This window comes from Streptomyces sp. CT34 (assembly GCF_000805335.1).
In the GTDB taxonomy this organism is placed as follows: Bacteria; Actinomycetota; Actinomycetes; order Streptomycetales; family Streptomycetaceae; genus Streptomyces.
In genome coordinates, this window is the sequence record NZ_KN708638.1 from 1,183,612 (window position 1) to 1,196,290 (window position 12,679).

Annotated in this window: 13 protein-coding genes; 7 read left to right on the forward strand and 6 right to left on the reverse strand. The window is 74.1% G+C overall.

All coding sequences use genetic code 11. The annotated features are described in order from the left end of the window. Positions 1 to 461, forward strand: a 461-nt coding sequence (locus RZ84_RS05350; RefSeq protein WP_241777596.1) for a pyridoxamine 5'-phosphate oxidase family protein, incomplete at its 5' end; no start/stop codon positions are given. Positions 462 to 470: 9 nt separating this feature from the next. Beyond that, the gene (locus RZ84_RS05355) at positions 471 to 1,154 is read left to right on the forward strand and encodes an FMN-binding negative transcriptional regulator (protein WP_043263296.1); all 684 of its coding nucleotides are present in this window, start codon (positions 471 to 473) and stop codon (positions 1,152 to 1,154) included. A 197-nt stretch (positions 1,155 to 1,351) separates the two neighbouring features. Here the strand turns inward: RZ84_RS05355 and RZ84_RS05360 are convergent, their stop codons facing one another. Next, entirely contained in the window at positions 1,352 to 2,545 is a 1,194-nt protein-coding gene (locus RZ84_RS05360) for an NAD(P)/FAD-dependent oxidoreductase (RefSeq protein ID WP_078893600.1), read from the reverse strand. 253 nt (positions 2,546 to 2,798) lie between these two features. Here RZ84_RS05360 and RZ84_RS05365 point away from each other — a divergent pair, with 253 nt between their 5' ends. Continuing rightward, the gene (locus RZ84_RS05365) at positions 2,799 to 3,413 is read left to right on the forward strand and encodes a helix-turn-helix domain-containing protein (protein ID WP_198539941.1); all 615 of its coding nucleotides are present in this window, start codon (positions 2,799 to 2,801) and stop codon (positions 3,411 to 3,413) included. A 105-nt stretch (positions 3,414 to 3,518) separates the two neighbouring features. Here the strand turns inward: RZ84_RS05365 and RZ84_RS05370 are convergent, their stop codons facing one another. The 3 genes from RZ84_RS05370 to RZ84_RS05380 all read right to left on the reverse strand — a co-directional run bounded on the left by RZ84_RS05370 (position 3,519) and on the right by RZ84_RS05380 (position 6,487). Continuing rightward, positions 3,519 to 4,529 carry a DMT family transporter gene (locus tag RZ84_RS05370; protein ID WP_043263297.1) on the reverse strand — a complete coding sequence of 337 codons (1,011 nt, stop codon included), beginning with the start codon at positions 4,527 to 4,529 and terminating at the stop codon, positions 3,519 to 3,521. A 178-nt stretch (positions 4,530 to 4,707) separates the two neighbouring features. Next, the gene (locus tag RZ84_RS05375; protein WP_043263298.1) at positions 4,708 to 5,862 is read right to left on the reverse strand and encodes an EamA family transporter; all 1,155 of its coding nucleotides are present in this window, start codon (positions 5,860 to 5,862) and stop codon (positions 4,708 to 4,710) included. Between the two features lie 91 nt (positions 5,863 to 5,953). Then, complete coding sequence (locus RZ84_RS05380; protein WP_043263299.1) at positions 5,954 to 6,487, reverse strand: Clp protease N-terminal domain-containing protein; 534 nt, start codon at positions 6,485 to 6,487, stop codon at positions 5,954 to 5,956. Between the two features lie 435 nt (positions 6,488 to 6,922). Here RZ84_RS05380 and RZ84_RS05385 point away from each other — a divergent pair, with 435 nt between their 5' ends. Continuing rightward, complete coding sequence (locus RZ84_RS05385; protein ID WP_043263300.1) at positions 6,923 to 7,447, forward strand: HAD domain-containing protein; 525 nt, start codon at positions 6,923 to 6,925, stop codon at positions 7,445 to 7,447. Positions 7,448 to 7,600: 153 nt separating this feature from the next. Continuing rightward, entirely contained in the window at positions 7,601 to 8,029 is a 429-nt protein-coding gene (locus RZ84_RS05390) for a type II toxin-antitoxin system Rv0910 family toxin (protein WP_043263301.1), read from the forward strand. A gap of 72 nt (positions 8,030 to 8,101) precedes the next feature. On the opposite strand, the gene RZ84_RS05395 is transcribed toward RZ84_RS05390, so the two are convergent. Continuing rightward, positions 8,102 to 8,728 carry a PadR family transcriptional regulator gene (locus RZ84_RS05395; protein ID WP_043263302.1) on the reverse strand — a complete coding sequence of 209 codons (627 nt, stop codon included), beginning with the start codon at positions 8,726 to 8,728 and terminating at the stop codon, positions 8,102 to 8,104. A 173-nt stretch (positions 8,729 to 8,901) separates the two neighbouring features. Between RZ84_RS05395 and RZ84_RS05400 the strand changes: the two genes are divergently transcribed. Next, on the forward strand, positions 8,902 to 9,723 hold the full coding sequence (locus RZ84_RS05400; protein ID WP_043263303.1) for a PhzF family phenazine biosynthesis protein: 822 nt from the start codon (positions 8,902 to 8,904) through the stop codon (positions 9,721 to 9,723). A gap of 99 nt (positions 9,724 to 9,822) precedes the next feature. On the opposite strand, the gene RZ84_RS05405 is transcribed toward RZ84_RS05400, so the two are convergent. After that, positions 9,823 to 10,566 carry a CPBP family intramembrane glutamic endopeptidase gene (locus tag RZ84_RS05405; protein ID WP_043269206.1) on the reverse strand — a complete coding sequence of 248 codons (744 nt, stop codon included), beginning with the start codon at positions 10,564 to 10,566 and terminating at the stop codon, positions 9,823 to 9,825. Positions 10,567 to 10,854: 288 nt separating this feature from the next. Here RZ84_RS05405 and RZ84_RS05410 point away from each other — a divergent pair, with 288 nt between their 5' ends. Then, positions 10,855 to 12,645 carry a substrate-binding and VWA domain-containing protein gene (locus RZ84_RS05410; protein ID WP_043263304.1) on the forward strand — a complete coding sequence of 597 codons (1,791 nt, stop codon included), beginning with the start codon at positions 10,855 to 10,857 and terminating at the stop codon, positions 12,643 to 12,645. Positions 12,646 to 12,679: the final 34 nt, after the last annotated feature.

Below are 12,679 nucleotides of genomic sequence, written 5' to 3' on the forward strand. Positions count from 1 at the left end.
CGCGCCCGCTGCGGATGGCCGGCGGGACGGCGGAGTCGGACCCCGGCCTCGCGGTCTGCGTCACCGTCACCCACGTCGACGGCCTGGTCCTGGCCAAGTCCGCGTTCCATCACTCCGTCAACTACCGCAGCGTCGTGGTGCACGGTGTCGCCCGGCAGGTTGTCGACGAGGACGAGAAGGTCGCCGCCCTCGACGCCCTGGTCGAGCACGTCGTGCCCGGTCGTGCCGCGGACTCCCGGCGGGCGAACGCCAAGGAGCTGGCCGCCACGGCAGTGCTCCGCCTCGATCTGCGCGAGGTCTCCGCCAAGACCCGCACCGGCGGCCCCAACGACGACCCCGAGGACCTCGCGCTCCCCTACTGGACCGGCGTACTGCCCGTCGCTCCCGTATACGGCGCCCCCATACCGGCCGACAGCCTGGCCCCCGGCACCCCCGAGCCCGCCTACCTCTCCACCCGCTGAGGAGTACCGATGCTGATCCACCCCTGGGACGCACCGACCGACGACGCCGAGTGGCAGGACTGGCTCGCCGCCCATGACTTCGGCCAGCTCGCCGCCAACGGACTCCCCGGCGAGGCTCCGCTGCTGCAACCGCTGCACTTCGCCTACGACCCCGCCCGCCATGAGGCCGTCACCCACCTCGCCCGCCCCAACCCCATATGGTCCGCGCTGGCGGACCGTCCGACGGTCCTGCTCAGCGTCGTCGACGACTACACCTTCATCCCCGGCCCCTGGCAGGCCGACGAGGACCAGCCGCCCGAGCACGGCGTCCCCACCAGCTTCTACGCCGCGGTCCAGCTCACCTGCACCGCCCATGTCGTGGACGCCCCGGAGGCCAAGGCCGAGCTGCTGCGACGTCAGCTGACGCACTTCCAGCCGGAGGGCGGCTCGGCCCCGGTCGCCGCGGGCGAGGCGCCGTACGGGCGCCTGCTGTCCGGCATCCGGGGCCTGCGCCTCGAAGTGCACGACATCCGCGCCAAGTTCAAGTACGGCGGCAAGCGGAGCGAATCGGTCCAGCACCGCATATCCGAGCGCCTCGCCGAGCGCGACGGCCCGGGTGACGCATCGGCGCGCCGCCATCAGCAGCGCCGGCTGGCGGCCTCCCGCGGGTACGAGCCGCGCGAAGGGGGCGCGCCGGCGAACTCGCCGCGGTGAGGCGCTGATCCGCCCGGCGAGGAGGGCCGAGTCCGCCCGCCGCTGCGGCCGACCGGCGAGGGATCCGGTTCCGCCGGCGGCGGGTGGCAGGACCGCCGGGTGAGCGGATCCCCCGTTCACCCGGCTCTTCCCTCCATCCGGCTCCCCATTCGCCCGACTCCCCCGTTCCCCCGGTGGCCCGTCAGTCGGCTCCCTGTTCACGCGCCTGAGCCGTGGACCACACCGGAGTCCGCGCCGAAGCCCGTACAGGTACCCGTACCCGTACCGACCGAAGCGGTCGGGCCGGCCGCAGCAGCAGCCTCCTGAGCCTCACCGGTCGCGCCCGCCGCGCCCCCGACGACCACCGCATCCGCCGGCGAGTGCGCCAACTCCCCCGCCCGGTGGGCCGCCACGGCCCGCTCGATCTCCTCGTCCACCAGGTCGTGGTTCATGGCGAAAGCGGCCGCCGCCCCCATCCCGGCCGCCGTCACCACCTGCGCCCGCGGATCGGCGACGTTCCCCGCGGCCCACACCCCGGGCGCACTTGTCCGGCCGGACGCGTCTGTCATCACCCAGCCGCCCTCGTCCCGTTCACAGCCCAGTTCCGTCAGCAAGGCGTCGCGCGGCACCATCCGTGGGAAGACGAACACGGCGGCGCGCGGCACCACTTGGCCCTCGGCGAGTTCCACACCGCGCAGCCGGTCGTCCGCCACCACCAGGCGCTTGACCGCACCTTCCGCGATCCGCACACCGCGGGCCGCCAGCCGCTCCCGCTCCGCACCGGTCGGCTCCAGGGTGTGCGGGAAGAGCACGACATCGTCCGACCACTGCCGCAGCAGCAGCGCATGGGCCACCGCGCCCGGGTGGGTGCCCAGCACCCCGAGCGGCTGGTCCCGTACCTCGTAACCGTGGCAGTACGGGCAGTGCAACAGGTCCCGGCCCCACCGCTCCCGTACGCCGGGGATCCCGGGGAGTTCATCGCGCAGCCCGGTCGCCACCAGTACCCGGCGGGCCCGCAGCGCCGGCCCCCCGGCCAGATGCACGGTGAAGCCGGGTACGAGGCCCGCCGGCCGGTCCCCCACGGCCTGCCCCGCCGCGCCCCGGCCACCGTCCCGACCCCGGTCCTCGGCGTGCGCCGCCCGGCCGTGGTCCTCGATGCGGTCCACCTGCCCGTTGATCAACTCCACCCCGTACCGGGCCAGTTCCGCCCGTCCCACCTCCAGCAGAGCGGCCGGCGGCATCCCGTCGCGGGACAGATAGCCGTGCATATGGGCGGCCGGTGCGTTCCGCGGCGCCCCGTCGTCCACCACCGTCACCGACCGGCGGGCCCGGGCCAGCACCAGCGCCGCATTCAGCCCGGCCGCCCCCGCCCCGACGACCACCACGTCCGTGACGCCGTGCACGCCGCCCATGCCGCGGCCCCAGCCGGCCCCGCCGGCTCCCCTCACGGCCTTCACGTCCCTCACGTCCTTCACTTCCCTCACGTTCATCGCGTCCCGCACGTCCTTCACCTCCGGCACGTCGGTCCCGCCCCGCGCCTCGCCCATCGTGTTCACCTCGCCCGTCGCGTCTCGGTCGCCCATCGCGATCACCTCCACCCGCAGGCTGCGCCACCAGCCCCTCGGCAGCAATCTTTGTTGCCATTTCCGGGAAACCCGCGGTGCAATGGGAACCGTGGAACACTCACCCGCCATCACCCAGGCCCTCGCCGAGGTGGGCCCCCGCCTCAAGCGGCTGCGTACCGAGCGCGGGGTGACGCTGTCCGCGCTCGCCGAGGCCACCGGCGTCTCCAAGAGCACCCTGTCCCGCCTGGAGTCCGGCCGGCGGCGCCCCAGTCTGGAGCTGCTGCTGCCGATCGCCCAGGCCCATCAGGTGCCGCTGGACGAGCTGGTCGGCGCTCCCGAGGTCGGTGACCCCCGCGTCCGCCTCAAGCCGCAGCACGTGCACGGGAGCACCGTGGTGCCGCTGACCCGCCAGCCCGGCCCGCTCCAGGCGTTCAAAATGGTCATCCCGGTCTCCCGCAGCACCCCGGACCCGTGCACCCACGAGGGCTACGAGTGGCTGTACGTCCTCGCGGGACGGCTGCGCCTGGTCCTGGCCGATCACGATCTGGTCCTGGGGGCGGGCGAGGCAGCCGAGTTCGACACCCGGCTGCCCCACTGGTTCGGCAGCACCGGCGACGGGCCGGTCGAGGTCCTCAGCCTCTTCGGCCGGCAGGGCGAGCGCATGCACGTACGCGCCAAGCCCCGGTCCCGGTCGGCGAGTTCGCCGGACCGCTGAAGGCACCGCGTACCGTGACGCAGTGCCCGCCCAGGCCCGCCTCCGCGGGGACCGGACGGAGCGGCGGCCCCCCGCCACCCGCGTCCGGGCGGCGCTACGTGCGGCTCACGCCCGCCGCACCCCCACCACGGCACCGCGCGCCTCGGTGACGGCCAGCGCGGCAACGGCCGTCAGCAGCACGGCCGTTCCGGCGGCCGTGGCCATCGTGAGCCGCTCCCCGAGGAACAGCACGGCGATGGCCGCTGCGGACACCGGCTCGATGAGGGAGATCACCGAGGCGGTCGCGGCCCGTACGGCGGCCAGGCCGGCGAAGTAGAGGCCATAGGCCAGGGCCGTCGGTACGGCGGCGACGTAGGCGATCAACACAAGGCCGCGGCCCAGGTCATGAGCGTGCGGCCACAGCCCCTGGACCGCCGCGAGGGGCAGCAGGCACAGGGCGCCGACGGCGAACGCGCCGACCGTGGAGGCGTACGGATCGCCGTCGCCGCCCTGATGTCCCAGGCGGCGGGTGGTGAGGGTCATCGCGGCACAGCCGGCGGCGGACAGCAGGGCGTAACCGACGCCGGCGGGGCGGACGGCGGCGGCGCCGCTGTCGCCGAGGACGAGGATCAGCAGGCCGACGAGTGCCCCGGTGACGGCCAGGATGCCGCCGGCGCCGAGCCGTTCGCCCATGAGGAGGCGTGCCCCGAGGGCGATGAGGACGGGTCCGGCCCCCATGGTGATGACGGTGCCGACGGCGAGTCCGGTGGCTTCGACGGCCTCGAAGTAGGCGGCCTGGAAGACGGCGAGGGCGATGCCGGTCAGCAGGGTGCGGGTGACGGCGGTGCGCGTCACGGCGGTGCGGAGGTCGGCGATCCGTGTGCGGCGGCTGGTTTCCCGGGGGCGCGCGGGGGTGGCAGCCGCGGTGGCGGTGCGGCGGCGCCGTACCGCGCGTACGGCGAGCAGGATCAGCAGGCCGCCGAAGGTGCGCCAGAAGGTGAGCGGGATCGGGCCGGGTCCGCTGCCCCGGTAGAGGAGGGCGGCGGCTGCGCCGGCGGTGCCCCAGGCGGTCGCGGCGAGGGTGACGTAGGCGAGCCCCCGGCCCACGGGCAGGGCGGAGGAAGGTGTGGTGTGCATGGGAGTTGTGCTCCGGGAAATCCAGGACGGCGCACTGCGCCGCGGAATGGTCGCGTGGTCCCGTGTGCAGGCAGCGACGATCGGTTCGGGAGCCTTCCCGAACCGGGGTTTCCTCGGAGGCCGCCGCCCGCCTTACGCGGCGGGAGGGGGCAGCACGGTCGAATGCATGATCGTGAGCCTATGTCGCGCGTGTACCGGCCGACAAGCCGTCCCCTGAGGGCGGCACCGCACCACCCTGCGCGGCCCCGTCGTCCGTTGCCGCCTCCGCCGGCGCACCGCCCGCCGCCACCGTGACCGTTTCACCGGGCTTCGCCGCCGGCTTGGCCGACTGCGCGATGAACGCGCCCACCAGGACCACGACTCCGCCCCCGATCTGCGGCGCGGAGAGGTGCTCGCCGAGCAGCACCCAGGCGAGCACCGTCGCGATCACCGCCTCCAGGCAGGCGACCACTCCGGCCACCTGCGGGGAGAGCCGCCGGATCGACACGACTCCGGTGAGGTACGCGGCCACCGTCGCGACCAGCACGATCCAGGCGAGCAGCAGGACGGCCGGGACGTGGACGCCGTTCATGTCGGCGGTGCCGCGGAGGACCGACCAGTGCAGGTCCCACGGGCGGGCGAGGGCGGTGAGGAGGACCGCGCCGGTCAGCAGCCCGTAGGCGATCACGCCGAGCGGGTCGGCGGCGTCCGCGCCCTCACCGTCGCCGCCGTGGTCGGAGAGGACGAAGTAGCCGACCTGGCAGCAGGCCGCGCCGAGCGCGAGGGCCAGGCCGATGGGGTCGAGGCGCAGCCCGGACCAGACCTCGACGACGCAGGCCAGCCCGCCGACGGCCAGTACGACGCCGACGGCGGCGGCACGGGTGACCGGTCGTTTCTGAACGAAGCGCACCCAGCCCAGGACGAGGGCGGGGGCGAGGTATTCGATGAGCAGCGCGACGCCGACGGGGATGCGGGAGAGCGCGGCGAAGTAGCACGCCTGGACGCCGGCGACGGCCAGCAGTCCGAAGCCCAGCAGCAGGGCGGGCCGGCGCCGGGGCAGGTCACGGTGGCGCCAGGCGACGGGCAGCATCACCAGCGCGGCGCCGGCCACCCGCAGCCAGGTGACGTGCAGTGGTGCGAGTCCGGCGGCGATCAGGGGTTTGGCGGCGACGCCCGAGCCGCCGAACGCGAGAGCGGAGAGCAGTGCGATGCCGAGACCTGCGCCGCGCCCCTGGGGTGCGCGATCGCGCTCCGGGCCGGGGGCGGTTGGCGGCTGCCGGTTCGCCCCGGACCCGGGAATTCCCTGACCCGTACCGGTCGTGTGACCCGCCGGGCTCCCCGAAGACGCGTGCATCGGGCCATCATGGCAGCCGAGGTCAGGGGCGTCACTCCTGCTTGCCCCTGTCTCATCTGGCGATACGGACGGGCGCCCCGGTGACGGCCGATCAGTCGCGTACGGAGCGCGGTTCGCCGTCGAGGCGGGCGGCGAGCCGGGCGGTGTCGACGGAAGCGCGGCGCAGCACCTCGACGGCCCGGGATTCCGGGTCGTCGACCAGGGCGGCGAGGAGGTCGAGGCAGCCGGCTCGGGTGGCGTACCGGGCGTGCGCGCGGTCCAGGGCGCCGTCCATCGCGGCGGCTGCGGCCGGCGACCAGCCGGGGACGGAGCCCTCGGCGACGACGGGGACGGAGCCGGAGTCCTCCACGGTGCCGTGCCACTGGAGGCCGTAGCCGATGCTGCGCTGGACGAGGTAGCCGAGCAGCCGGGCGACCTGGGGGCCGCCGTCGAAGGCTTCGCGTACCGCGGGGTCCCACTCCAGGAGGCCGTGCAGCAGATGGGCGGTGTCGACCTGCCGGTCGCCGTCCCGGGTGGCCCGCCTGCGGGCGGCGGAAACGACCGACGCGAGCTCCACGGTGAGCCGGGCGTCGAGGTCCTCCTGGGCGGATCCCTCGCCGCCGCTGTACGCAGTACGGTTTTGCACAGTCCCCACCCCACCAGTCCCTCGGCGCCGGAGCATCCCCGGCGGGAAGCATTTGCGCGTCCCACCCTGGTTGGGGACGCCCGCGGGGGATCTCATCCTCACGGAGGATATGCGAAGGGATCATGGAGGTCGGGCATCCCCGCGGAAACGGGAGCAGACCACGCGGCTCGTCCGGTATCGCCCCGCTCGGCCACCGCACCGCGGTCTCGGGCCGGCACCGGCGCCCCACCGAGCCGCGCCGGTGACCGCGCGCCGGTGCCCCGGTGGCGCAGCGGCTTCCGTATCGCTCCCCGACGGAAACCGGCGGCGCCCCGGCGCACGTCCTCCCCGGCAAGCACGATCCGGCTCCGCCCCACGCCTCCCGGACCCCACCCTTGCTCATCGACTGCTCACCGACCCTGCCGACTCCCCGCTCCTCCGTGGCGAAGGATTCCGATGGCCACCCGTCCGCTGCTGTTCCTCGACGTCGACGGCGTGCTGAACCCGGTGCTGCCGTCGCCGGGTTTCACGGCGCACGACCTGCTCGACCACACGGTGCTGCTCTCCGTCGACCACGCCGGCTGGCTGCGCGAGCTGTCCGCCGTCTACGAGCTCGTCTGGGCGACGACGTGGGAGCACCACGCGAACACCCATATCGCGCCGCTGCTGAGGCTGCCCGCGCTCCCGGTCGTCGAGTTCAGCGGCTATCGCAGCCGGCCCGGCGATCCGCGGTTCGCGGGGCCGGAGAGCCTGCTGGCGCGGAAGTGGGCGCCGCTGCTCCGGTACGCCGGCGGGCGGCCGTTCGCCTGGGTCGACGACGCCATGCCCGACAGCCTGGTGCGGCGCAGCCGCCGGTGGGCGGACCGGCTGCTGGTGCCGGTCGATCCGGCGCGCGGACTGCGCCGGCAGCACGTGGACCGGTTGCTGGCCGGCCCGCCGCGGCGGCGTCTCCGCCGGAAACTGACGGGACATCAGCGATGAGTGGGCAGCGGTATTGAACCTTCGCCCCCGTGCGGCTACTTTCCGCGGCACCGGCCGGCGCCCCGCCCCGAGCGGCGAGGCCGCCGCACCGCGACCGCCGCCGGCCGGGGACCGCCACGGCCGGCGAGGGAACGTCACCGAAGGGGTGATCGCATGGCCGACGTCACCGCCCGGGCCCGTATCGAGGCACCGGCCGGGAAGATCTGGGACCGGCTCATCGACTTCGACTCCCACGGGCAGTGGAACGCCACCCATACCGGCTTCCCCGACGGCGGCCCGCGGCCACTGGAGGTGGGCGCGGGCTACACGGAGAACATGAAGCTGATGGGCTTTCCGGCGGAGGTGACCTGGACCGTGCGGGAACTGGCGCCGGGCCGGCTGCTCGGCATCGCGGGCAAGGGCCCGATGGGCGTCACCCTGGGGATGCGCTACGAGCTCACCCCCGACGGCGCGGCGACCTCGGTCCGGATCGACGGGACGTTCACCGGCGCCGCGGTCTCCCTGATGGCGGCCAAGCTGAAGGACTCGGCGAGCGCAGCGCTGGACGAGTCCCTGCGCGACCTCGCCGGGCTGGTGACCTGAGGCGGCGGGGGCGACCGCTCGGCCGCGCCCGCCGCCCGGCCCCCACTCCCCTCGGCCGGCGCGCCCGGCGCCTCAGTCCTCCTCGGCGAGGATCAGATACAGCTCCTTGCGGGCCTTGTTGACCACCGCCATGGCCTTCTCCCGCTGTTCGGGACTGCCGGTGGCCCACACCTGGCGGAACGCCTCGACCAGGCCGCCGCCCGCCTTGCGTATCTCGTTCATGGCCTCCCAGTCGACACCGCGGCCGGCGTCCTCCCAGGGGGCGTCCGAGCCGCTGTCGGCTTCGGCGCGGCCGGCGTCGGTCAGCGAGAACAGCTTCTTGCCGCCCTCGCTGGCGCTGGTGATCAGCCCCTCGTCCTCCAGCAGTTGCAGGGTCGGGTAGACCGAGCCGGGGCTGGGCTTCCAGGCGCCGCCGCTGCGCTCGGCGATCTCCTGGATCATCTCGTAGCCGTGCATCGGGCGGTCCTTGAGGAGCGCCAGTATCGAGGCCCGCACATCGCCGCGCCGCGCCCGGCCGCGCGGGCCGCCGCGCCCCCGGCCGCCACCGAAGGGCGGGCCGCCGAACGGCGGGGCGCAGCCGCCGAAGGCGGAGCGCCGGCGCTCGAAGCCGCCGCCGAACTCCCCCCGGCCGCCGCGCCCTTGGGGACCGCAGTGCTCGTGCCGGCGCTCATGGCCGTGTTCGTGTCCGTGGGAACGCATGATGACGTCCCCCCTCTCTGTTCGTTGATCGTTCACTTGTTATCGCTCGCCATCGTTGACCGATCGCGATGCCTCAACGATATATCGGGACTGTTCGTCGAGCAAGGCTCCGGGTCCAATTTTTCGAGATTGGCCTTGGCCTGCGGCTTTGCGCCGCTCCTACGCTCCCGGCCATGAGGATTCGCATCGTCGACGCCTTCAGTGAGCGTCCGTTCGCCGGCAACCCCGCGGGGGTCGTCCTGCTCGACTCCGACACCTTCCCGAACGACACCTGGCTCCAGCAGGTCGCCGCGGAGGTCAACCTCTCCGAGACCGCCTTCGCGCATCCGCTGCCCCAAGGCGGCGACGCCGACTGGGCGTTGCGCTGGCTCACCCCCGCCGCCGAGGTCGATATGTGCGGCCACGCGACCCTGGCCACCGCGCACGTCCTGCACACCACCGGGACGGCCACCGGCACCGTCCGCTTCCGCACCCGCAGCGGCGTGCTGATCACGACGACCGACGGCAGCGGCTCGATCACGATGGACTTCCCGACCGCCCCGCTGATCCCCGTGGAGGTGCCCGGCCCGGTCGCCGAGGCGCTCGGCGCCGAGATCCGCTCCGCCCACGACACCGGGCCGAACGTCGGCGACCTGCTCGTCGAGCTGGCCGACGAGAAGACCGTGCGGGCCCTGTCACCGGACTTCAGGGCGCTGGCCCGGCGCGGCGGGCGCGGCGTGATCGCCACCGCGCCCGCCGAGGACCCCGCCGCCGGCTACGACTTCGTCTCCCGCGGCTTCTTCCCCTACGTGGGCATCGACGAGGACCCGGTGACGGGCAGCGCGCACACCGCGCTCGCCCCGTTCTGGTCGGCCCGCCTGGGCCGCGATGCCCTGGTCGGCCTCCAGGGCGGCGCCCGTACCGGCTTCGTACGGACCGAGCTGCGCGGCGACCGTACGCTGCTGACCGGTTCGGCGGTGACCGTCATCGACGGCGAGCTGCTGGCCACCGGCTGACCCGCCACGACGCCCGGCGGACGCCCGGCGGACCGCTCCCGGTACGCGAAGGGGCGGGAGCCCCAACGCCCCCGCCCCGCCCGTCCGTTCACCCGGCGCTCACCCCGTGGGCAGCCACCCCACGTGCCCCGCGAGCAGCGCATAGCCCAGGAACGCCACGGTGTCGATCAGGGCGTGCGCGGCGACCAGCGGCCCGACCCGGCCCCACCGCCGGTACAGCAGGGCGAAGACCACACCCATCACCATGTTGCCGAAGAAGCCGCCGATGCCCTGGTAGAGGTGGTACGAACCGCGCAGCACCGAACTGGCCGCCACCGCGGCCACCGGCGTCCAGCCCAGCTGCCCCAGTCTGCGCAGCAGGTAACCGACGACGATGACCTCCTCCAGGACGGCGTTCTGCACCGCGGAGGCGATCAGCACCGGGATCTTCCACCACACATCGGGCAGCGCTTCGGCCACCACCGTCAGATTGAATCCGGCCGCCCGCGCGCCCAGATAGAGCAGCAGACCGCTGCCCCCGATGACGGCCGCCAGCGCGGCGCCCCTGCCCAGGTCGAATCCCGGCCGCCGCCGGTCGAAGCCGATCGCACGCAGCCCGCCGGCCCGTTCCCGCAGCAGCAGATGCGCCACCAGCACGACGGGGACCAGCGCGGTCGCGATACCGAACAGCTGCCAGGCGAGATCCAGCCACGGCCGGCCGGGCGCATGCGAGGCGTTCATCGTCGCCGCCTGGTGCTTGAGGCCGCCGGGCTTGGTCACCGACCCGATGAAGCTGATGAGCGCCGACACCGCGCTGGCCCCCAGGGAGAGCGCCAGCACGATCAGCGTCTCGTTCCGCAGCACCCGCCGGGGCGGCTCGCCGGCCGCCTCCCGGGAACGCCCCGAACCGGACCCTTCGCCTGGAACGTCCGCGTCCGCCACGGGACTTGTATCCGACTGCAAGGCTTTCCTCCACTTCTGCAATACCGCCTCTCCGCCGCCACCGCACCGCTAGGGTCTCGAAAGCAGTTCCGAAGATCGCGCGCGACAGGCCGGGGACGGGCGCCATCCACGTGGCGCGGTGACGTCCCCATCGATCCCGATGGAGATCCGGAAGTCCGGACTCCGAGTATCAGGAGAGGCGCTACCGCAATGGGACATCACAGCTTGCCCGACGACTCCGCGGCGACGGGCACGGGGGCCCGGCCCCGGCCCCGGCCCCGCCGCCGCACCGTCACCATCGCCACCGCCGTCGCCCTCGCCGTCGCCGCCGGCTCCGTCGTGGCACTGCGCAGCGATCTGCTCCCCTTCGGCACGCCGTGCGGCGGCAGCTCCGTGGAGGTCAACGTGGTCGCCTCCCCGGACATCGCCCCGGCGCTGGACACGGTGGCCAAGAAGGCCCGCGACGACGCGACGCGCACCGACGGCAAATGCCTGGACGTCAGGGTGCACGCCCGGCCCGCCAACGAGGTCGCCGACTCCCTCGGCCAGCGACCGGCCAGCCCTGAGTTCCAGGTCTGGATACCCGATTCGAGCCTGTGGGTGGAACGGGTCGCCGACGAGGGCGGATCGTCCCTGACCACCGCCGGCACCATCGCCTCCTCCCCGATCACGCTGGGCGCCGTCCCCTCCGCGGCCAAGGCCCTGGGCTGGCCGGGGAAGACCTACACCTGGGCCGCCCTCACCCGGGCCGCGACCTCCGGCTCCGCGCTGCGCCTGGGCGTCGCCGACCCCACCCGCAGCGCCACCGGGCTCCTGGCACTGGCCCGTACCGACGCCGCCAACCACAAGGAGGCGAAGGACGGCGACGAGGCCGCCGGCCGCACCGCCGCCACCGCCGAACTGCTCTACGAGCGGGTCGCGGACGGCGACCGCCAAGCACTCGCCACCCTGCCGCGCGACGACTCCGCCGCCGAGCAGCGCAATCCGCGCCGCAACCAGGCGCTGCTGCTCTCCGAGCAGGCCGCGTACGCCCACAACACCACGGCCGGCGGTCCCACCCTCGATCTCCTCTACCCCGAGGACGGCGCCGCCCAGCTCGACTACCCGTACACCCTGGTGAACAACGAGGAGCTGACCGCCGACCAGAGCCGCGCCGCCAACCGCTTCATGACGCTCCTCGACGACACCGACGGCCAGCGCACCCTGCGCGGCCACGGCTTCCGGTCCGGCAACGGCACCCCCGACCCGAAACCGATCGGCGCGGCAGGCGGGCGCGGACCGCAGCCGTACGCCGCCGCCCCCGCCGACCCGCCGCCGGTCAGGGAACTCAAGGCGCTGCTGGGCATGTGGACCGTCACGGTGCACAGCACCCGCATCACCACGGCCGTGGACGTCTCCGCGGCAACGGCCCTGCCGGTCCCCGGCAAGGGCGGCCGGTCCCGGCTGGACCTCGCCAAGGACTCCCTGCTCCAGACGCTGAACACCTTCACACCCGACGACGAGGTCGGACTGTGGAAGTTCGCCGCCTACCTGGACGGCACCAAGGACTACGTGGAGCTGTCGCCCACCGGCCGGCTCGGCGACCGCGGCGCGACCGGCGGCACCCACCGCGACGAACTCGCCACCGCCTTACGGTCGCTGACCCCGGTGCCCCGCGCCGCCGGCCTGTACGACACCATGCTCGCCGCGTACCGGCAGGCCCGTGCCACGTATGCGAGCGGGAAGTTCAACGCCCTGGTCATCGTCACCGACGCCGCCCACGACGACTCCGGCGGCATCGGCCAGGACACACTGGTCGCCGATCTGGAGCGGCTCTCCGACACCGAGCGGCCGGTGCCGCTGATCGCCGTCGCGATCGGACCGAACGCGGACCAGGCGGCGCTGGACCGGATGGTGTCCCCGACCGGCGGCTCCGCGCACCTCGTCGGCGACCCGTCGCAGCTCCGCCAAGTGATCCTCAAGGCCCTCACGGCGGCGGGCAGCCACGGACCACACCACTAGGCCCCGTCCGGCTCGCTCCACCGCGGCACGACGC